Raw genomic sequence first — 20,028 nt, 5'->3', positions numbered from 1 at the left:
TCTCCCCTTTTTCTTGTGCCTGGAGGACTTTGATATGGTTGCCGAAGCGGAAGCGACAGACGACGAAAGTTACACGATAGATTGCCCGGTGCTCGCGACCGAGCGGCTGGTCATGCGTGCCCCGCGTGAAAGCGACATCGAGCAATTGGTGGCGCTCGCCGACAACCGCCATGTCGCGGAAATGCTGGCTCGCATGCCGCATCCCTATGGCGAGGCGGAGGCACGCGCTTTCCTGGCCATGACGGCATCGCGCCGGGCCGGAATCGCCTATGCGTTGACGCTGGCCGGCACCGAGACCTTCGTCGGCTGTGCCGGGCTCAACACCACGGATCGCGGGCTGGAGCTTGGCTACTGGATCGGCGAGCCGTACTGGAAGCGCGGCTACGCGACGGAAGCAGCGCACGCACTGGTCGACCTTGCCTTCCAGAGAACCACGATCCAGGTGCTGCACGCCTCGACGCGGGTTATCAATCCGGCCTCGCGCCGGGTCATCCACAAATGCGGCTTCCAGTATGCCGGCCAGGGCATGCTGAATTCGATCGTTGCCGGTCAGGTGCCGGTCGAACGCTACCGCCTCGATCGCAAGACCTGGACCAGCCTGCGGAACTGGGTGCATTTTTGATGGATGCGGCTCACGTCATCTCGAGCCAGACCGGCAAGTGATCCGAACCGGCCGCTTGCCGGTCGACCCACAGGCGCCTCAGCGATTTGGCAAGCGAGGCGCTGGTGAAGATGTAGTCGATGCGCTTGTAGCGGCTGGTATCGCCCGGCTGCTTGGGGTCGACCCCGGTGACGAGATCGGCGCCGGCAGCGCCGAGGCGTGCGGCGGCATCGATGGCGAGGTCGGCGGTCACCGGCATGCCGAATTCGTGGTCAGGCTGGCCGGCGAGTTCGACATGTTCCGGCGATCCGGCCAGCATGTTGAAGTCGCCCATGACGACGAAGGCTTCGGGAGAAGGCAGCTCCGGCAAGCCGATCTCGGCGACGCCGGAGAGCCCGCCGCCCTCGAGCGGGTATTTCAACAGACGCTGGCGCAGAAAGCGGATCTGGCTCAGGCGTTCAACCGGGCTGCGATGGTCGAGATGGGTGGAATAGAAGCGGATCGGACCAAGCGGCGTTTCGACCAGCGCCTCCAGCGCGCCGCGCTGGAAGTTCATCGCCTCGACACTGCGGCTGCGCGGCAAAAGGAGATTGCGCGACAGATGGATCGGCGTCCTCGACAGCACCATGTTGCCGAGCTGGAAGGTGGTCGTGATGGCGCGGCCGTTCTCCAGGCGCGAGCCGGCGTCGGCTTCGAAATTGCTGCCGTAGACGGCAAAATAGTCGGGCAGCGCCTCGCCGAGCTCGGCCACCATGTCGCGGCCGCCATTCTTCGGGTTAGCGCGGGTGACCTCCTGCAGCGCGATCACGTCGGCGCCGCGCACGGCATCGGCGATACGGCCGACATCGTAGCGGGCGTCGAGACCGACGCCGTAGTGGATATTGTAAGTTACCAGCTTCATTCCGACATCTCGCGCTTGGAAAGCCGAAGATCGATTTTCGGCAAGGGTCAACCAAATGCTACGCGTCCAGAGATACGCGCGACGTTACAGTAGCAAAAACGGCCCTCGCCCTTCGACCCGCCTTGGTTTAGAGCAATCCCGCAAAGCCAATAACAGAAACCATACAATCCGATGAAATTTCTCGATCAAGCCAAGGTCTACATCCGCTCCGGCGACGGCGGCGCCGGTTCGGTGTCGTTCCGGCGCGAAAAGTTCATCGAGTTCGGCGGCCCGGACGGCGGCGACGGCGGTCGCGGCGGCGATGTCTGGGTCGAGGCGGTCGATGGGCTGAACACGCTGATCGACTATCGCTACCAGCAGCATTTCAAGGCCAAGACCGGGACGCACGGCATGGGCCGCAATATGACCGGCGCCAAGGGTGCCGACGTGACGCTGAAAGTGCCGGCCGGAACACAGGTCTTTGCCGAGGACAATGAGACGCTGATCTGCGATCTGACGGTCGTCGGCCAGCGCTTTCTGTTGGCCAAGGGCGGCAATGGCGGTTTCGGCAACCAGCATTTCAAGACCTCGACCAACCAGGCGCCGCGCCGCGCCAATCCCGGACTGCCGGGCGAAGAGCTCAACATCTGGCTCAGGCTGAAGCTGATCGCCGATGCCGGCCTGGTCGGGCTGCCCAACGCCGGCAAGTCGACCTTCTTGGCGGCGGTCACCGCGGCCAAGCCGAAGATCGCCGACTATCCCTTCACCACGCTGCATCCGGGCCTTGGCGTGGCACGCATCGACGGTCGCGAATTCGTCATTGCCGACATTCCGGGCCTGATCGAAGGCGCGCATGAAGGTGTCGGCATCGGCGACCGCTTCCTTGGCCATGTCGAGCGCACGCGTGTCCTTCTGCATCTTGTCTCGGCGCAGGAAGAAAATCCGGCCAATGCCTACAAAACCGTGCGTGCCGAGCTCGAAGCCTACGGCAATGGGCTGACCGACAAGGTCGAAATCATCGCGCTTTCCCAGGTCGACATACTCGATGCCGACGCGCGCAAGAAGAAGGCCGCCTCGCTGAAACGCGCGGCCGGCCGCGCGCCGATGCTGCTTTCGGCAGTCACCGGCGAAGGCGTCGAAGCGGTGTTGCGCGCGCTGATCGCTGTGGTGGCCGATGCACGCGAGGCGGTCGCTGCGCCGGTCGAGACGCGCTGGAACACATAGCCATGGCCGCGCAATCGCTGAAAAATTATCGGCGCATTGCCGTCAAGATCGGCTCGGCGCTGCTTGTCGACCGCACGACGGGCCTGAAGCGCGACTGGCTGGCCTCGCTTGCCGACGACATCGCCATGCTGGCCAGTGGCGGCGCCGAAATTCTCGTCGTGTCTTCCGGGGCGATTGCACTTGGCCGCACCATCCTCGGTCTCGGCAAGCGGGCGCTGAAGCTCGAGGAGAGCCAGGCGGCGGCCGCCGTCGGGCAGATCGCATTGGCCGGCGCCTGGTCGGATGCGCTCGGCAAGAATGGCTTGAAATCGGGCCAGATCCTGCTGACGCTCGGCGACACCGAAGAGCGTCGCCGCTATCTCAACGCACGGGCGACGATCTCGACACTGCTCAAAATGAAGGCGGTGCCGGTCATCAACGAGAACGATACGGTGGCCACCTCCGAAATCCGCTATGGCGACAACGACCGCCTGGCGGCGCGCGTCGCCACCATGATGGGCGCCGATCTTTTGGTGCTGCTTTCCGACATTGACGGGCTCTACACGGCGCCGCCGGCGCGCGACCCGCAAGCCCGGTTCATTCCGGTCGTCGACCGCATCACCCCTGACATCGAGGCGATGGCGGGTGCCGCTGCTTCGGAATTGTCGCGCGGCGGCATGCGCACCAAGCTCGACGCCGGCAAGATCGCGACCGCCGCCGGCACCGCCATGATCATCACATCAGGCACGCGGCTGTCGCCGTTGCTGGCAATCGAGCGCGGCGAGCGCGCCACCTTCTTCCGGCCGAGCGCCAATCCGGTCAAGGGCTACAAGACCTGGATCGCCGGGCAGCTCGAACCGGCCGGCCGGCTGACCGTCGATGCCGGCGCCATCGGCGCGCTGCTCTCGGGCAAGTCGCTGCTGCCGGCCGGCGTCAAACTGGTCAGCGGCAATTTTGCGCGTGGCGACACGGTGGCGATCCTGTCGCCCGAGGGCCGCGAGATCGCGCGCGGGCTGGTTGCCTATGATGCCGCCGATGCCGTAAGGATCGCTGGCCTGAAGACGACCGAGATCGAAACGGTGCTCGGCTACGAGGCGCGTTCGGCGATGATCCACCGCGACGACCTTGTGGTGAGCGGCGCGACCGACTGAGAAAGGGCTCCATGCACGCTACTTGTGGGGTTCAGGCGGCCATTTAGGCGGGTTGCGGTATCTTTCCTCAACGTCGCGTTTAGTTCTCAGCAACTCGCTGCAGCCTCCCAGCTCTGCTTCGATCCCAGCCTTGGCTCGTCGATCCACCTCGATTTGGGAAATGTCCTTGTCGTCCCCGGCGACGACATCGCGAATAAGCCCGTCGGTCGTTGTTATTTTCGCACTTGTATCCTCCTTCGTCCTTTTTTCTATTTCCGCTTCAAGCCGAGCCCGCGGCCCACATCCATGGAGCTCCTCGACAACGACGGCAATCCGAGAGGGCGGTGTCGCCGGTGCGCCGCAGTAGCGTTCAGCAAAAGCAAGTTGCACCATCAAGCTGTACACAATCAAAGCCATCCCGTCGGGGCTCTCGCCAGGCTCGAACTTGTCGTCGCAGTAGTCGGCGGCGTGAAGGCCTGTCGGCAGGAGCATCGCGCCGACAGCAACGAGAATTATGAAGCTCTTCATTCTACTCCCCCAGATTTGCGGCCATTGCCGCGAAGGCCGGCCGCGTGTAAATCCACCAAGCTTCACCGGAGCGGTCAGATGCTGAACAAACACAAAGGCGAAGATGTAGCCAGTTTGATGGCACGGACGGGCCGTAAGGCCCGCGCCGCCGCCCGACCGCTGGCCATCGCCACCACCGCCGCCAAGAATGCGGCGCTTCTCGCCATGGCCGACGCGGTCGTTTCCCGTGAGCAGGACATTCTTGACGCCAATGCCATCGATGTCTCGAATGGCCACGAGTCCGGGCTTTCCGGCTCGTCCATGGACCGGCTGAAGCTGGATCCGGCGCGCATCCGCGCAATGGCAGACGGTATTCGCGAAATCGCCGCACTCGGCGATCCGGTTGGGGATGTCATCGCGGCTTGGGACCGGCCGAACGGCCTGCATATCGAACGGGTGCGCACGCCGCTCGGCGTCGTCGGCGTCATTTACGAGAGCCGGCCGAACGTTACCGCGGATGCCGGCGCGCTGTGCCTCAAGGCGGGCAATCCAGTAATCCTTCGCGGCGGCTCGGATTCGCTCAACTCTTCCGCCGCTATCCATGCCTGCCTGGTCGAGGGGCTGAAGGCAGCCGGGCTGCCGGAGGATGCCATCCAGCTGGTGCCGACTACCGATCGCGCCGCCGTCGGCGAAATGCTGAAAGGGCTTTCAGGCAATCTCGAGGTCATCATTCCGCGCGGCGGCCGCAGCCTGGTCGAGCGTGTGCAGAGCGAGGCGCGGGTGCCGGTCTTCGCGCATCTCGAGGGCATCTGCCATCTCTATATCGACCGATCGGCCGATCTCGACATGGCGGTCAAGATCGCGGTCAATGCCAAGATGCGGCGCACCGGGGTGTGCGGTGCTGCCGAGACGCTGCTGGTCGACCGTGCCGCCGCCGGCACGCATCTGGTGCCGATCCTCGAGGCCTTGCGGGCGGCAGGCTGCGAGATCCATGCCGATGCCGAGGCGCTGAGGCTTTATGCCGATGCCCAGCCCGCGACCGATGCAGACTGGGTGACCGAGTATCTCGATGCCATCATTGCGGTGAAGCTGGTCGACGGCATTGGCGGCGCCATCGAGCATATCGAGACGTTTTCCTCGCATCACACCGAGGCGATCATCGCCGAGGACGCCACAGCGGTCGACCGGTTCTTCAACGAGGTCGATTCGGCGATCCTTCTGCACAACGCCTCGACCCAGTTTGCCGATGGCGGCGAGTTCGGCATGGGCGCCGAGATCGGCATCGCCACAGGCAAGATGCATGCACGCGGGCCGGTCGGCGTCGAGCAACTGACCTCGTTCAAATACCGCGTACGCGGGTCGGGACAGGTGAGGCCTTGAAGCTGTTCGCCGTTCGAGCCTGAAGCTTTGCGCCCAGCCACCCCCCTCTGTCCTGCCGGACATCTCCCCCTCAAGGGGGGAGATTGGCTGCCATTTCCGATTTCGCCAATCGCCGGCGTTGCAAGATTTGCGCCTGCGATGAAGCCGCCAATCTCCCCCCTTGAGGGGGAGATGTCCGGCAGGACAGAGGGGGGTGCCTGACGCATGCTTTCCTCGTCTGAGCATCCCGTATCCTCCCACTATCTGCACATGCCGCATGCCGGGAAAGGCGTGGCGGTCGGGCTGTTCGGCGGTTCATTCAACCCGCCGCATGCCGGCCATGCGCTGGTCGCCGAGATCGCGCTCAGACGGCTTGCGCTCGATCAGCTGTGGTGGATGGTGACGCCGGGCAACCCGCTCAAGAATGCCGGTGACCTGGCGCCGCTGGCCGAGCGGCTGCAGCTATCCGAAAAGATCGCGAAGAACCCGAAGATCAAGGTCACCGCCTTCGAGGCGGCCCACCGCGTCCGCTTCACCGCCGACACGCTGGCGCTGGTCAAGGCGCGGAACCCGGGCGTCGATTTTGTCTGGATCATGGGCGCCGACTCGCTTCGCGACTTCCACCGCTGGCAGCGCTGGCGCCGCATCGTGATGACGTTTCCGATCGCGGTGGTCGACCGGCCGGGTGCGACGCTGTCGTTCCTGTCGTCGGTGGTCGCCAAGACCTTCGACTATGCCCGCGTCGACGAAGGCGACGCACCGCGGCTCGCCCGCATGACGGCGCCGGCCTGGACCTTCATCCACGGCCCGCGTTCGTCGCTGTCGTCGAGCGCGATCCGCAAGGTGGCAAAGGGCTGAACCGGCGCGGAAGGCAAGTCCGGTGATGTCGCTTTTGCCGCTGCCTTGACCTGCTTGATGGGCGATCCTCGGTCATGACGATTCTCGCGCGCGACCAGGACAAGAACGGTCTAGGGCAGCCGGCGCCGTCGATCGCCATTGCCAGCATCCTCTTGTCGATGGCGCTGATCGCCGTCGGCAATGGGCTGATGTTCGCCTATATCCCAGTCCGGCTCGGCGCCGAGGGCTTCGATCCGACATGGGCGGGGCTGATCGTCACCGGCCTTTCGGCTGGCGGCCTTGCCGGCTGCATCCTGACCGGGCCGCTGGTGCGGCGTGTCGGCCATGCCCGCGTGTTCATGGTGCTGTCGGCACTGATCGTGCTGTCCAACGCCGCGGTCGGCGCCGGGCCGCACCCCTTGCCATGGATCGCTGCACGGGCACTCTACGGCTTTGCCATATGCGGCCTGTTCATCGTCGCGCAGAGCTGGCTGAACGATGTCGTCGCCAACGCCATCCGCGGCCGGGTCATGGCCATCTTCTACGTTGCCTATGTCGCCGGGCTCGGCGTCGGTTATTCGACGCTGGCGTTGATCGATATCCGCGCGGCCGATGCGCCGCTGATCGGCATTGCCTTTACCGCGCTGTCGATCCTTCCCGTCGGGCTGACGCGGCTCGCGCAGCCGCCGGCGCCGCAAGCGGCTTCCGTGGCGCTCGGTCGCGCCTGGCGGATCTCCCCGGTCGGCGTCGCCGGCATGCTTGCCGTCGGCGGCCTGTCGATGACGATCTCGGGTTTTGCGCCGATCCATGCCACGACCAAGGGCTACAGCCAGGCCGACGTCGCCTTGCTGCTTTCGGCAATGCCGGTCGGCACGCTGATCCTGCAGATTCCGCTCGGCTGGATTTCCGACCGCACCGACCGGCGCTTTGTGCTGATCGCGGCGTCGGCGCTTGCCGCCGCGGCGGGCCTGTTTGCCCTCGGTTTCGACGGCGGCGCGCTGGCGGCTCTGCTTGTCATCTATGTGGTCTGGGACGGCGCCTCGGAATCGATCTACTCGCTGGCCAGCGCCCATGCCGGTGACCGCGCCGGCAAGGACGACATGGTGGCGCTGTCGAGCTCGCTTTTGTTTGCCTGGTCGCTTTCCGGCTTCGTCGTACCCGGCATTGTGACCGGGCTTTCCGCCGCCTACGGCACGCAGGCCTTCATCTATGTGGCAATCGTCATTGCCGCCGCCTACTGCCTGTTCGTTCTCTGGCGCGTCGTCATGGTGCGGCCGGTGCCCGCCACCGAGACCGGCAGTTTCGCGCCAATGACGGCGCAGGCGCCGTTGCCTGTCGATCTCGCCTTCGCGCCTGAAGATCAGCGCGGGCGCGGAGAGCTTTGAGGGGCATCCTGCCAGCTGGCTGCAACGCTCTATTGCTGCGTGGCTGAGGCCTCCGGCTGCGGCGCTTGCGGCGCCGGCGCCGGAATTGAAAGACCTTCGGCATCGAACGCCTGCTTGACCCCTTTGGTGAGGTCGATCTGGGCGGCGAAGAAATCGGCAGCCGCCGTCCAGTAGCGCAAGCTGATGGCGACGGTGCTGTCGCCGACGGTCGCGACAAAGGCGATCGGCGCAGGCTGCCGCCTGACGCGCCGGTCGGCGGCGGCAACGCCAAGCATGGTCTTCTGCGCAAAATCGATGTCGTTCCAGGAGCCGATGCTGAGCGTGATGTCGCCGCGCCGCACACCGTTGCGGGTGAAGTTGCGGACCGGCTGGTTCCACAGGGTCGAGTTGGGTGCAAGCACGTAGACGCCTTCGACCGTCCTCAGCGTTGTGGCAAACAGCCCGATCTCCTCGACGGTGCCGGATATCGCGCCGACTTCGACATATTCGCCGATGCGGAACGGCCGCAGCGCCAGCAGCATGATGCCGGCGGCAATGTTCTGCAGCGTGCCTTGCAGCGCCAGGCCGATGGCCAGGCCGGCGGCACCGATAGCGGCAATGATCGAAGCCGTCTGCACGCCGAACTGGCCGAGAACCATGATCACGACCAGTCCCAGGATGGCGTAGCGGACGACCTGCGAGAAGAAATGGCGGAGCGTTTCGTCGAAGCCGCTGATATGGCCGAGGCCGGCATAGATCGAACGCTCGGCGAGGCCGGCGACGATGTAGCCGATGACCAGCAGGATGACGGCGCCGACCGCCGAAAGCGAGTAGGAGACGATCAGCGTGCTGAGTTGCGCAAGGCCGGATTGCACGGTGAGGAGGGCGTTCTGGGGATCGATCGGCATGTCGGGATTCCGGTTCGTGGATGAGCCGATAACCGCTGCGGGGCGAGGCGGTTCCGATTTTCTGGCCCGAAAAGCCGGATATTCGGCCGTTACCGGGCGTCTGCTTGTGAGCGGTGTCTTGAAACTGCAACCTAACTCTGCCTATCTAAGGAGTGTCACCTGATTTCAGAGGTGATTTGGTTGTTCTTGCTGCGAAAGGAAATACACTGAGAACAGCACTGCGGAAGAAGGCCGACATCGTGCCTTCGCCGGCCGGGATCAGCGTAAACGACGCCGTGTCCCGCGCCATCAAGACAGTCCTTGCCAGTCTGGAAGACTCCAAGGCCGAAAATATCGTCTCAATCGACATTCAGGGGAAATCGAGCCTCGGCGACTACATGGTCGTCGCATCGGGCCGATCGCACCGTCATGTCTCGGCTGTTGCCGATCATCTCCTCAAGGCGCTCAAGGATGCCGGGCTCGGCACGGCGCGCGTCGAGGGGCTGGCTGGCGCCGACTGGGTCCTGATCGATTCGGGCGACATCATCGTCCATGTCTTCCGTCCCGAGGTCCGCGACTTCTACAATCTCGAAAAGATGTGGCAGGCGCCCGATCTCGAGGAGGAGACCCTCCACTGAGCCGTATTCGTCTTGATGCATGTCGTTGTCCGACATGCATCAGCGGCTCTTCGAGGCAGGGATGAAGATTACGGTTCATGCCGTGGGCCGAATGAAAGCCGGCCCCGAGAAGCAGTTGGCCGACCGCTATTTCGAGCGTTTTGCCAGGAGCGGTCCTGCCGTAGGCCTCGAATTCGCCGGGATCGTCGAGATTGCCGAAGGTCGCGCGCAGACGGCCAATGAGCGCCGGCGCGAGGAAGGCCAGAAGCTGCAGACGCACTTGCAACCGGGCACGGCGCTGATGCTGCTGGATGAGCGCGGCAAGAACCTTTCCTCCGAGGATTTCGCCGGCCGCATAGGTTCGCTGCGCGATGGCGGGCGCAAGGCGCTGGTGATCGCCATTGGCGGCGCCGACGGCCATGACCAGTCACTGCGCGACCTGGCTGATCTGACGGTGTCGCTCGGCGCGCTGACCTGGCCGCATCAGCTGGTCCGCGTGATGCTGGGCGAGCAGCTTTACCGGGCGGCCACGATCCTTTCCGGTCACCCCTACCATCGTTCATGAAGTCGGCTCCGTCGGCGAATTGATGCCAGCCGCCCGGATTTTTGCCCCAATGCTCATCGACAGTTTGGCCTCACGGGGTTTGTCGATGACGGCCGGGGCTCGAACATGGTTGATGGTTCGTTAACGAAGCCGCGCATAGAGTTGGGCTTCAATGTCTGAAGACTGGAAATCACGAACGGGCTCCTGGCGCGTGCGCTACGGCATCGCCGTGGCGACGATCGCGCTTTCGCTCGGCGTCGCGCGGGCCGAGAACACGCTCGACCTGGCGCCCGACCCGGACCAGAGCCGCGCCGAATACGAAAAAGTATCGAAAGAGATCACGCTGTCGTCCGAGCGGCTGGCCAAGCTCGCCGCCGACATAGCGGCTGTCAAGAAGGACCACGCCTCGATCACCGCGGCGCTGATCCAGTCGGCGATGACCGAGCAGAAGCTCGGCCAGGACATCGAGGACATTGGCGGCAAGCTGGAAGGGCTGAAGGCGCAGGAGCAGAAGATCCGCGCCTCACTGGCCGCCAGACGCGACGTTCTGGCCGAAGTGCTCGGCGCGCTGCAGCGCATGGGGCTCAATCCGCCGCCGGCGATCCTGGTCAAGCCGGAGGACGCATTGTCGTCGGTGCGCAGCGCCATCCTGCTCGGTGCCGTGGTGCCGGAACTGCGCCAGCAGACCGACATGTTGCTGGCCGACCTCAAGGAGCAGTCGCGGGTGACGGCCTCGATCGAGGCCGAGCGGGCGCGGCTGACGGCAGCTGTCGGCGAGCAGGCGGCGGAAAAAAAGCGGCTCGGCATGCTGCTCGAAGCCAAGCAGAAGCTCGCCGCCGATACGCAAACCGCGCTGGCCGCCGAAAAGCAGCGGTCCGCGACGTTGGCGGCCAAGGCCGGCAGCCTGAAAGAACTGATCGCCTCGCTCGAGGCCGACAGAGCCCGCAAGGCGGCGGATGCGGCCAAGGCAGCCGAGCAAAAGACGGCCGACGCCGACAAGGGCCCGGCATCGGCTGCGGCGCCGACGGAATTGGCCTCGCTGCCGGTGCCGGAGAGCAACAGGCTCACCGCTGCCGCGCCGTTTTCCGCGCTTCAAGGGCAGATCGCGCTGCCGGTCACCGGCAGGATCAAGCGGCGCTTCGGGGCCAACGACGGTAACGGCGCGGTGATGCTCGGTGACATGGTTGCGACACAATCGGGAGCCATCGTCACAGCGCCGGCGGATGGAAATGTGCTTTATGCGGGGCCGTTCCGCTCTTACGGTCAACTCTTGATCCTGAATGCGGGTGACGGCTATCATGTCGTCCTGGCGGGGATGAGCAGAATCAGCGTCGCGTCTGGCCAGTCGGTGCTCGCAGGTGAGCCGGTCGGCGCGATGGGAGAGGCCCGGGTGGCGAGCACCTCGGCATCGAAGAATGGAAATGCCACGCCGGAGCTCTATGTCGAGTTCCGCAAGGATGGAAAACCCGTCGATCCGGCCCCATGGTGGGCGGACCGTTTTTCTGGAAGGACGTGAATGATGCGGAAACTGTCGCTTCTGTTTGCCGGTGCGCTGATGGGTGCATCGGCGATGAGCCTGGTCTATGGCGCGCCCGGCTCGACAGCGAAAGCTGCGGGCTCCGAGACCTATAAGCAACTGGCGATCTTCGGCGATATCTTCGAACGGGTACGGGCGAATTATGTGACGCCGCCCGACGACAAGTCGCTGGTTGAAAATGCTATCAACGGCATGCTGTCGTCGCTCGACCCGCACTCCTCCTACATGAATGCCGAAGAAGCGCAGGACATGCGCGTGCAGACCAAGGGCGAATTCGGCGGCCTCGGCATCGAGGTCACCATGGAGAACGACCTGGTCAAGGTGATCACGCCGATCGACGATACGCCGGCCGCCAAGGCAGGCGTGCTTGCCGGCGACTATATCGCCAAGATCGACGGCGAGGAGGTTCGCGGCCTGACGCTCAACGACGCCGTCGAGAAGATGCGCGGGCTGGTCAATACGCCGATCAAGCTCACCATCCTGCGCCAGGGCGCCGACAAGCCGATCGAACTGACGGTCGTGCGCGACATCATCAAGGTCAAGGCGGTCAAGTTCCGGGTCGAAAACGACATCGGCTACATGAAGATCACCTCCTTTACCGAAAAAACCTATGACGACCTCGAGAATGCCATCGAAACCATCAAGAAGCAGGTGCCGAACGACAAGCTCAAGGGCTACGTGCTCGACCTGCGCCTCAATCCGGGCGGTTTGCTCGACCAGGCGGTGAGCGTGTCGGATGCCTTCCTCGACCGTGGCGAGATCGTCTCGACGCGCGGCCGCGATCCGAAGGACGTCACCCGCTTCGACGCGCGGGCCGGCGACGACATCGGCGGCAAGCCGCTGATCGTGCTCGTCAATGGCGGCTCGGCCAGTGCCTCGGAAATCGTCGCCGGCGCGCTGCAGGATCTGCGCCGCGCCACGGTGGTCGGCACGCAGTCCTTCGGCAAGGGTTCGGTGCAGACCATCATTCCGCTTGGCGAGAACGGGGCGCTGCGGCTGACGACGGCGCTCTATTACACGCCGTCCGGCAAGTCGATCCAGGGCAAGGGCATCACGCCCGACATCAAGGTCGACCAGCCGCTGCCGGCGGAACTGCAGGGCAGGGACCTGACGCGCGGCGAATCGGACCTCAAGGGCCATATCAAGGGCGCCGACGAAAGCACGACCGGTTCGGGTTCGGCAGCCTATGTGCCGCCGGAACCGAAGGACGATTTGCAGCTCATCTATGCCGAGCAGCTGCTGCGCGGCCAGAAGACCGATCCGGCGTTCCCGCCGAATCCGCAAAAGGCCGTGTTGAACCAGTAAGGGCGGGCAAGCCGGGCCAAACAGGTCTGGCTGCCTGAGCGAAGCGATGCGATGCTGCCGGGGCCGCGAGGCTCCGGCAGTTTGATTCGGGGGCCGCGGCCGGCATGCTGCGCGTCCAGTGAAGCAAGGGGACGCGCCGACATTTTGGATTTTGTGCCTCCGGAGAAGGTTTACTTCGGGGATGCACGCCGGGGGGTGCGGGCTTGGCTGATATCGGCAAGGACATAGAACGACCTCTCGGACAGGCGATCCGGCTGCCGCACTCAGGCAGCGGGATCAGCGCCGGTACGGTCGCGGCCGCGCTTGTCGTGCTGTCCGTGGTCGGCGTCTCCAGCGCGATCGCCTTGCGAGACAAGCCGTTCCGGAAGCTGCAAGAAGTAGCCGTTTCGACGCCGACGACGCCGGCGGCGGATACCGCCGCCGCGCCCGCCAAGGCGACGCCCGAAACGGCAGCGCCAGGCAACGCAAGCGGGTCCAACATAAGCGGGCCGCAGACGGGCGGTCCGCAGATCATCCATGTCCAGACCGAGGGGGGCGACGCTCCACCCGAGGCGGCCATAGTCATTCGCGACCCTTCGACGATCGGCCAGAACCTCAGGATCGCGCATATTCCCGACAAGGCGCTGGTCGAGGCCAGCGAAACCGGTCCGTTGCCGATCCGCGCCGCCGACGGCAGGCGCCCGTTCGATGTCTATGCGCGGCCGTGGTCCGGGGCTCGCGGTGCACGCGTGGCGCTCGTCATCGGCGGGCTTGCCGTGTCGCAGACCGGCACGCAGGCAGCCATCGCCAAGCTGCCGGCGGAAGTGACGCTGGCCTTCGCGCCGCAAGGCAACAGCATCGGCCGCTGGATGCAGGTGGCGCGGCAGAGCGGCCATGAGGTCATCATGCAGGTACCGCTTGAGCCGTTCGACTATCCGAACGTCAATCCCGGCCGTAACACGCTGACCGTGGCTGCAACGCCGGACGAGAATTTGAAGAATTTACGCTGGGCGCTGTCGCGAACGACCAACTACACCGGCGTCATGAACTATATGGGCGCCCGCTTTTCGGCCGACGCGACGGCGATGGGGCCGTTGATGGCCGAGCTTGGCAAGCGTGGTCTGGCCTATGTCGACGACGGTTCGTCGGCGCGCAGCCTGGCACCCGAACTGGCGCTGAAGGACGGCGTGCCGTTCGTCGGCGGCGATACGGCGATCGATGCGGTGCAGGACCGCGGCGCCATATTGAAGAAACTGGATGGGCTGGAAGCGACGGCACGGGCGAAAGGGTTTGCCGTCGGCATCGGCTCGGCTTTCGACCTGACGGTGGATACCGTGTCTTCCTGGGTGACCGAGGCCAAGAAGCGTGGCATCGAGATCGTGCCGGTTTCGGCGGTGGCCATAGATCCGGAAAAAGGCTGAGATGGCAAAGAACAAGCTCGTTGAGCCCGAGACGCTGCCCTACCGGCCCTGCGTAGGGGTGATGGTCCTCAATGAGGCCGGCCTGGTCTGGGTCGGCCGTCGCATTGCCGAGCCGGACAGCGAATTCGCTGGAACGACGCAGCTCTGGCAGATGCCGCAGGGCGGCATCGATGATGGCGAGGAGCCGCTGCCCGCGGCGGCGCGTGAACTTTACGAAGAGACCGGCATGCGCTCGGTGTCGCTGCTGGCCGAGGCGCCGCACTGGATCAAATACGACCTGCCGGCGCATCTGGTCGGCGTCGCCTTCAAGGGACGATATCGCGGCCAGACGCAGAAATGGTTTGCCTTCCGTTTCCATGGCGACGAAAGCGAGATCGCGATCAATCCGCCGCCGGGTGGCCACAAGGCCGAGTTCGACCGGTGGGCGTGGCGGCCGATGCTGGAATTGCCGGGCCTGATCGTGCCGTTCAAGCGCAAGGTCTACGAAGACGTGGTGGCGGCGTTCCGGCACCTGGTGGCGTAGCCGCCGGCCTTCCGTTAAAACAGGTCGGCATGAACAACATCTCCAGCAAATCTCTTCCGCCGACCGTCACCCTGAGCGAACCGATCAGCGAAGCCGCGGCAGGGGCGATCCTGACCATCGATCTCGGCGCCGTCCGTGAGAACTACCGGCGGCTGAAGGCGCGGCTGGGCGGCGTCGGCTGTGCTGGAGTGGTCAAGGCCGACGGCTATGGGATTGGCGCGGCGCCGGTGGCGGCGGCGCTGATGGGTGAGGGCTGTAATACTTTCTTTGTTGCGCATTTGGCCGGCGGCATCTTGCTGCGCAAGGCGCTCGGCTCAGATCCGGCCATTTATGTGCTGAACGGCATTCCGCCGGGTGCGGAAACGGAAGCGGTTGTGGCAGGGCTTTGCACCGTACTCAACAGCGCCAGCCAACTCGCGGCATGGCGCGAGATGGCCGGGCGGGTGGGCCGTAAGTTGCCGGCCGCCCTCCAGGTCGACAGCGGCATGTCGCGGCTCGGCATGACGCCATCCGAGGTGAAGGCAGTCGCGCAGGATCCGCAGGCTTTCGACGGTGTCGAACTGACGTTCGTGATGAGCCATCTCGCCTGCGCCGACGAACCCGAGCAGCCGGCCAACGAGCGGCAGCGGCTGGAATTCGAACGGCTGCGCCGGATGCTGCCGGAAGCGCCGGCTTCCCTTGCCAATTCATCAGGCATTTTTCTCGGGCAGCGCTATCACTACGACCTCGTTCGTCCGGGTGCCGCTCTCTATGGTGTCAATCCGACGCCGGCGAAGGACAATCCGATGCTGCCGGTGGTGCGATTGCAAGCCAAGGTCATCCAGACGCGGATGCTGGAGGCCGGCACCGGTGTCGGCTACGGCCACACTTTCCACACCAAGGCTCCGCTTGCCGCGGCGACGATTTCGCTCGGCTATGGCGATGGCTGGCATCGACGCGCCGCTTCCTCCGCCTGGCTCGAAAATGTGCGGCTGCCCTTCGTCGGCCGGGTTTCGATGGATTCGATCATCCTCGACATTTCCGCATTGCCGCCCGGCAAGCTGAAGGCCGGCGACCTCGTCGAACTGATCGGACCGTCGTCGCAGACGGTGGACCAGGTAGCCGGCCAGGCCGGCACCATCGGCTATGAGGTCTTGACCAGCCTCGGCCACCGTTTCCACCGGCGCTATGTGAATGGCTAGGACGCAAGGTTGTTGTCCTCACGCATGTCTTTTCCCTAAGCATCGGCACTTGGCTGGCGCCACAGAATCCGGCAGACATGAGGCGGCGATGATCCCGGTCTCGAATCCCGACGAGATGCCGCCGCGGAGAACCAAACGATGAAGATCTTCGTGCTGGGCGGCGGCGTGATCGGGGTCACCACCGCCTATTTTCTTGCCGAGGCCGGTCATCAGGTGACGGTGATCGATCGCCAGAAAGGCCCGGCGCTGGAAACCAGCTTTGCCAATGCCGGCGAGATCTCACCCGGCTATGCCTCGCCCTGGGCCGGGCCCGGCGTTCCGCTGAAGGCCATCAAATGGCTTTTGATGAAGCACGGTCCACTGGTGGTGCGACCGGCCCTCGATCCGCATATGTGGATATGGCTGGTCAAGATGCTGCGCAATTGCACGGCTGAACGCTACGCGCTGAACAAGGCGCGCATGGTGCCACTGGCCGAATACAGCCGCGACACGCTGAAGGCGCTGCGCGAGGCGACCGGCATCGCCTATGACGAGCGCGCCAAGGGCACGCTGCAGCTCTTCCGAACGCAAAAGCAGCTCGACGGCTTCGGCGGCGATGTCGAGGTGCTGAAGGCCTATGGCGTCCCCTACGAGGTCCTCGACCCCGACGGCTGCATTGCGGCCGAGCCTGGGCTGGCCGGCGTGCGCGAGAAATTCGTCGGTGGCCTGCGGTTGCCCGGCGACGAAACCGGCGACTGCAAGATGTTCACCGACAGGCTTGCCGAGCTTTGCGCGGCACGCGGCGTCACCTTCGAATACGACACGGAGATACGGCGCGTCGTCAAGAAGCGCGATCGCATCACCAACATCAGCACCAGCAAGGGCTGGATGGTCGCCGATGCCTATGTGATGGCGATGGGCAGCTATTCGGCACGGTTCATGCGCATGCTGAAGCGGCCCATCCCGGTCTACCCGGTCAAGGGCTATTCGATCACCCTGCCGATCAAGGACGCCGCCGCCGCGCCGGTCTCGACCGTGATGGACGAGAGCTACAAAGTAGCGATCACCCGGCTCGGCGACCGTATCCGGGTCGGCGGCACGGCGGAGATTTCCGGCTTCGACCTGCGGCTGCACGAATCGCGGCGGCGCACGCTCGAACATTCGGTCGGCGACCTGTTTCCGGGCAGCGGCGACATGCGATCGGCGACCTTCTGGTGCGGGCTGCGGCCGATGACACCGGACGGGCCGCCGCTGATCGGCCGCACCGATTTCTCCAATCTCTATCTCAACACCGGCCATGGCACACTCGGCTGGACCATGGCCTGCGGCTCGGCCAAAGTTCTGGCCGACATCATCTCCAGCCGGGTGCCCGACATCGACGTCGGCGATCTCGGGCCCGGACGATACGCCAAGTAAGACGCCCACCAGCTAAGACAGCCAGCGGCCGGCAGGGTCACGCGAACAAACCCCTGTCCCGTTCGACGGCCTTGGTAATGAAGCTCGCGACGACCTGGACGCGGCGCAGCGGCCTGACCGATTCATGATAGACCAGCCAGTAGGCGCGGCGGATGGGTGCGACGATATCGAGAGGCACCAGCTCCGGCATCAAGCGGGCAACGAAGGTGTGCAGGATGCCGATGCCGGCGCCGGAACGCACTGCTTCGGCCTGGCCGAGCGCCGAGGAAATGGCGAAGCTGGTCCGCCAGTCGGGGCTGAATTCGGCCGCGTAGTCGAGTGAGGGACTGACGATCAGGTCCGGCACGTAGCCGATCAGCGTATGCTGGCCTAGCTCGGCGGCGGTTCCGGGCAGGCCTTGGGTGTCGGCGTAGGCACGCGACGCGAACAGGCCGAGCGTGTAGTCGACCAGCTTTCCCGCCACCAGGCGGCCTTCCGTCGGCCGTTCGACGGTGATGGCAATGTCGGCCTCGCGCCGGGACAAAGAGAAGGAGCGTGGCACCGGCACCAGCTGGATGGTGAGCTCACGGTGCAGAGCGGTCAGCGCGCCGAGGTGCCTGGCCAGGAAGGCGACGCCAAAGCCGTCCGGCGCGCCGATGCGCACGGTGCCCGAGATGTCGTCGCCTTCGGCTGAAACGGTCGAGCGCGCGGCGATCATGTCGCCCTCCATGCGTTCGGCAATCTCGAGGAAACGCTCGCCCGCCGGCGTCAGCTCACTGCCGGTGGTAAGCCGGCGAAACAGTTTTGTCCTGAGCGCTGCCTCGAGGGCGGCAATGCGGCGCGAGACGGTCGCGTGATTAAGCTCCAGCCGCCTGGCGGCGCCGAGGATCTGGCCGGCCCGCGCTACGGCAAGGAAGATACGGGCATCATCCCAGTTCATGAGGGTCCTGGCGATAACGATCAAAACCGCGTTCCTTCGCGCCCCCCTCTGTCCTGCCGGACATCTCCCCCTCAAGGGGGGAGATTGGCAGTTTCGCCGCAGGCGTCTTTCTTGGGAGATGTCCGGCAGGACAGAGGGGGGCGGTGAAGGAACTCAATCTCAATCCTTGCTGCTGGGGACCTGCATTCTTCCTATTTGCGAGAATTGATGCTCTGCGGTCAAACGCTATCTATTTTCTGCACAACGGTTGCGTTTTCGCTCGCGTTGCCATCGCTCCCGCAAAGGCGGACAATGCCTCATCACGAACCAGGGAGAGAGACCATGATCGAATACGGTCATTTCATCGGCGGCAAGCGCGTCGCCGGAACCAGCGGCCGCAAGCAGGACGTCATGCAGCCGATGGACGGCACGGTGCGCGGCACGGTGGCGCTGGCTTCGCAGGCGGAATTGCGTGCGGCGGTCGAAAACGCCAAGGCCGCACAGCCCGGCTGGGCGGCGACCAATCCGCAGCGGCGCGTACGCGTCCTGATGCGGTTCCTCGAGTTGGTCGCCAAAGAGTATGATGCGCTGGCCGAGATATTGGCGCGCGAACACGGCAAGACCATCGCCGACGCCAAGGGTGACATCCAGCGCGGCCTCGAAGTGGTCGAGGTCTGTATCGGTGCGCCGCATATGATGAAGGGCGAGTTCACCGATGGCGCCGGCCCCGGCATAGACGTCTATTCGATGCGCCAGCCGCTCGGCGTCGTCGCCGGCATCACGCCGTTCAATTTTCCGGCGATGATCCCGCTGTGGAAGATCGCGCCGGCCATCGCCTGCGGCAATGCCTTCATTCTCAAGCCGTCCGAACGCGACCCGGGCGTGCCGATGCGCATTGCCGAACTGTTTATCGAGGCCGGTCTGCCGGCGGGCATCCTTAATGTCGTCAACGGCGACAAGGAAGTGGTCGACGCCATCCTCGACGATCCCGACATCAAGGCCATCGGTTTCGTCGGCTCGACACCGATCGCCCAGTACATCTATTCGCGCGGCTGCGCGGCCGGCAAGCGCGTGCAGTGCTTCGGCGGCGCCAAGAACCACATGATCATCATGCCGGATGCCGACATGGACCAGACCGTCGACGCGCTGATCGGCGCCGGCTACGGCTCGGCCGGCGAGCGCTGCATGGCAATCTCGGTGGCCGTCCCGGTCGGCAACGACACCGCCAACCGGCTGATGGAAAGACTGGTACCGCGCGTCGAGAGCCTGAAGGTCGGTCCGTCGACGGATTCTTCCGCCGATTTTGGCCCGCTGGTCACGGCGCAGGCGCTGGAGCGAGTCAAGTCCTATGTCGACACCGGTGTCAAGGAAGGCGCCAAGCTGGTCGTCGACGGCCGCGGCTTCTCCATGCAGGGCTATGAGAACGGCTACTATATGGGCGGCTGCCTGTTCGACAATGTGACCGCCGACATGCGCATCTACAAGGAAGAGATCTTCGGGCCGGTGCTCTCGGTCGTTCGCGCACCGACCTACGAGAACGCCATCAAGCTCGCCAACGAGCACGAGATGGGCAATGGCGTCGCCATCTTCACCCGCGACGGCGACGCGGCCCGCGACTTCGCCTCGCGGGTTCAGGTCGGCATGGTCGGGATCAACGTGCCGATCCCGGTGCCGATCGCCTACTACACCTTTGGCGGCTGGAAGGCGTCCTCCTTCGGCGACCTCAACCAGCACGGGCCGGACGCGTTCCGCTTCTACACCAAGACCAAGACGGTAACGTCGCGCTGGCCGTCCGGCGTGAAGGACGGTGCCGAGTTCGTCATCCCGACGATGAACTGACCGAACGGTTTCCTGTCAGCG

General features: G+C 64.8%; 18 protein-coding genes and 1 pseudogene. 15 read left to right on the top strand and 4 right to left on the bottom strand.

The annotated features are described in order from the left end of the window. Positions 1-34: 34 nt before the first annotated feature. On the top strand, positions 35-622 hold the full coding sequence (locus NKH67_RS02100; protein WP_352471260.1) for a GNAT family N-acetyltransferase: 588 nt from the start codon (positions 35-37) through the stop codon (positions 620-622). A gap of 10 nt (positions 623-632) precedes the next feature. Here NKH67_RS02100 and NKH67_RS02095 read toward each other — a convergent pair whose 3' ends face one another. Then, the gene (locus tag NKH67_RS02095) at positions 633-1,502 is read right to left on the bottom strand and encodes an endonuclease/exonuclease/phosphatase family protein (RefSeq protein WP_352500790.1); all 870 of its coding nucleotides are present in this window, start codon (positions 1,500-1,502) and stop codon (positions 633-635) included. Positions 1,503-1,673: 171 nt separating this feature from the next. Here NKH67_RS02095 and obgE point away from each other — a divergent pair, with 171 nt between their 5' ends. Both obgE and proB read left to right on the top strand, forming a co-directional pair. Next, the gene (gene obgE, locus NKH67_RS02090) at positions 1,674-2,705 is read left to right on the top strand and encodes a GTPase ObgE (RefSeq protein ID WP_352471258.1); all 1,032 of its coding nucleotides are present in this window, start codon (positions 1,674-1,676) and stop codon (positions 2,703-2,705) included. A 2-nt stretch (positions 2,706-2,707) separates the two neighbouring features. After that, complete coding sequence (gene proB / locus NKH67_RS02085) at positions 2,708-3,835, top strand: glutamate 5-kinase (protein ID WP_352500789.1); 1,128 nt, start codon at positions 2,708-2,710, stop codon at positions 3,833-3,835. An 18-nt stretch (positions 3,836-3,853) separates the two neighbouring features. Here proB and NKH67_RS02080 read toward each other — a convergent pair whose 3' ends face one another. Next, positions 3,854-4,342, bottom strand: coding sequence for a hypothetical protein (locus NKH67_RS02080; RefSeq protein WP_352471256.1), 489 nt, complete (start codon positions 4,340-4,342; stop codon positions 3,854-3,856). 78 nt (positions 4,343-4,420) lie between these two features. On the opposite strand from NKH67_RS02080, the gene NKH67_RS02075 reads away from it, so the two are divergent. From NKH67_RS02075 to NKH67_RS02065, 3 genes are all read left to right on the top strand, one after another. Then, positions 4,421-5,701 carry a glutamate-5-semialdehyde dehydrogenase gene (locus NKH67_RS02075; RefSeq protein ID WP_352471255.1) on the top strand — a complete coding sequence of 427 codons (1,281 nt, stop codon included), beginning with the start codon at positions 4,421-4,423 and terminating at the stop codon, positions 5,699-5,701. Between the two features lie 249 nt (positions 5,702-5,950). Beyond that, positions 5,951-6,538 (top strand): nicotinate-nucleotide adenylyltransferase, encoded by a 588-nt coding sequence (locus NKH67_RS02070; RefSeq protein ID WP_031212055.1) that lies wholly within the window; start codon positions 5,951-5,953, stop codon positions 6,536-6,538. A gap of 74 nt (positions 6,539-6,612) precedes the next feature. Next, positions 6,613-7,902, top strand: a complete 1,290-nt coding sequence (locus NKH67_RS02065) for an MFS transporter (protein ID WP_352471254.1) — start codon at positions 6,613-6,615, stop codon at positions 7,900-7,902. 29 nt (positions 7,903-7,931) lie between these two features. On the opposite strand, the gene NKH67_RS02060 is transcribed toward NKH67_RS02065, so the two are convergent. Continuing rightward, positions 7,932-8,789, bottom strand: a complete 858-nt coding sequence (locus tag NKH67_RS02060) for a mechanosensitive ion channel family protein (RefSeq protein ID WP_352471253.1) — start codon at positions 8,787-8,789, stop codon at positions 7,932-7,934. Between the two features lie 239 nt (positions 8,790-9,028). On the opposite strand from NKH67_RS02060, the gene rsfS reads away from it, so the two are divergent. From rsfS to NKH67_RS02020, 8 genes and pseudogenes are all read left to right on the top strand, one after another. Beyond that, on the top strand, positions 9,029-9,406 hold the full coding sequence (gene rsfS / locus NKH67_RS02055) for a ribosome silencing factor (protein ID WP_023678068.1): 378 nt from the start codon (positions 9,029-9,031) through the stop codon (positions 9,404-9,406). Positions 9,407-9,467: 61 nt separating this feature from the next. Continuing rightward, on the top strand, positions 9,468-9,950 hold the full coding sequence (rlmH, locus tag NKH67_RS02050) for a 23S rRNA (pseudouridine(1915)-N(3))-methyltransferase RlmH (protein ID WP_023678067.1): 483 nt from the start codon (positions 9,468-9,470) through the stop codon (positions 9,948-9,950). 151 nt (positions 9,951-10,101) lie between these two features. Further along, on the top strand, positions 10,102-11,445 hold the full coding sequence (locus NKH67_RS02045) for a murein hydrolase activator EnvC family protein (RefSeq protein WP_352450875.1): 1,344 nt from the start codon (positions 10,102-10,104) through the stop codon (positions 11,443-11,445). After that, the gene (locus NKH67_RS02040) at positions 11,446-12,771 is read left to right on the top strand and encodes a S41 family peptidase (RefSeq protein WP_352471252.1); all 1,326 of its coding nucleotides are present in this window, start codon (positions 11,446-11,448) and stop codon (positions 12,769-12,771) included. A gap of 203 nt (positions 12,772-12,974) precedes the next feature. Continuing rightward, the gene (locus tag NKH67_RS02035; protein ID WP_352471251.1) at positions 12,975-14,171 is read left to right on the top strand and encodes a divergent polysaccharide deacetylase family protein; all 1,197 of its coding nucleotides are present in this window, start codon (positions 12,975-12,977) and stop codon (positions 14,169-14,171) included. A gap of 1 nt (position 14,172) precedes the next feature. Beyond that, positions 14,173-14,694, top strand: coding sequence for an RNA pyrophosphohydrolase (locus NKH67_RS02030; protein WP_352471250.1), 522 nt, complete (start codon positions 14,173-14,175; stop codon positions 14,692-14,694). Positions 14,695-14,723: 29 nt separating this feature from the next. Next, the gene (alr, locus tag NKH67_RS02025; protein ID WP_352471249.1) at positions 14,724-15,875 is read left to right on the top strand and encodes an alanine racemase; all 1,152 of its coding nucleotides are present in this window, start codon (positions 14,724-14,726) and stop codon (positions 15,873-15,875) included. A 117-nt stretch (positions 15,876-15,992) separates the two neighbouring features. Continuing rightward, a pseudogene (locus NKH67_RS02020) lies at positions 15,993-17,270 on the top strand (D-amino acid dehydrogenase); the annotation flags it as partial. A 37-nt stretch (positions 17,271-17,307) separates the two neighbouring features. Here NKH67_RS02020 and NKH67_RS02015 read toward each other — a convergent pair. Beyond that, positions 17,308-18,189 (bottom strand): LysR family transcriptional regulator, encoded by an 882-nt coding sequence (locus NKH67_RS02015; RefSeq protein ID WP_352471306.1) that lies wholly within the window; start codon positions 18,187-18,189, stop codon positions 17,308-17,310. Between the two features lie 321 nt (positions 18,190-18,510). On the opposite strand from NKH67_RS02015, the gene NKH67_RS02010 reads away from it, so the two are divergent. Beyond that, entirely contained in the window at positions 18,511-20,007 is a 1,497-nt protein-coding gene (locus NKH67_RS02010) for a CoA-acylating methylmalonate-semialdehyde dehydrogenase (RefSeq protein ID WP_352471248.1), read from the top strand. The last annotated feature ends 21 nt before the right edge of the window (positions 20,008-20,028 follow it).

This window comes from Mesorhizobium sp. M0968, assembly GCF_040319065.1.
Classification (GTDB): Bacteria; Pseudomonadota; Alphaproteobacteria; order Rhizobiales; family Rhizobiaceae; genus Mesorhizobium.
Note: the sequence above shows the minus strand (reverse complement) of the source record. Positions and strands in the feature narration are given on the sequence as shown.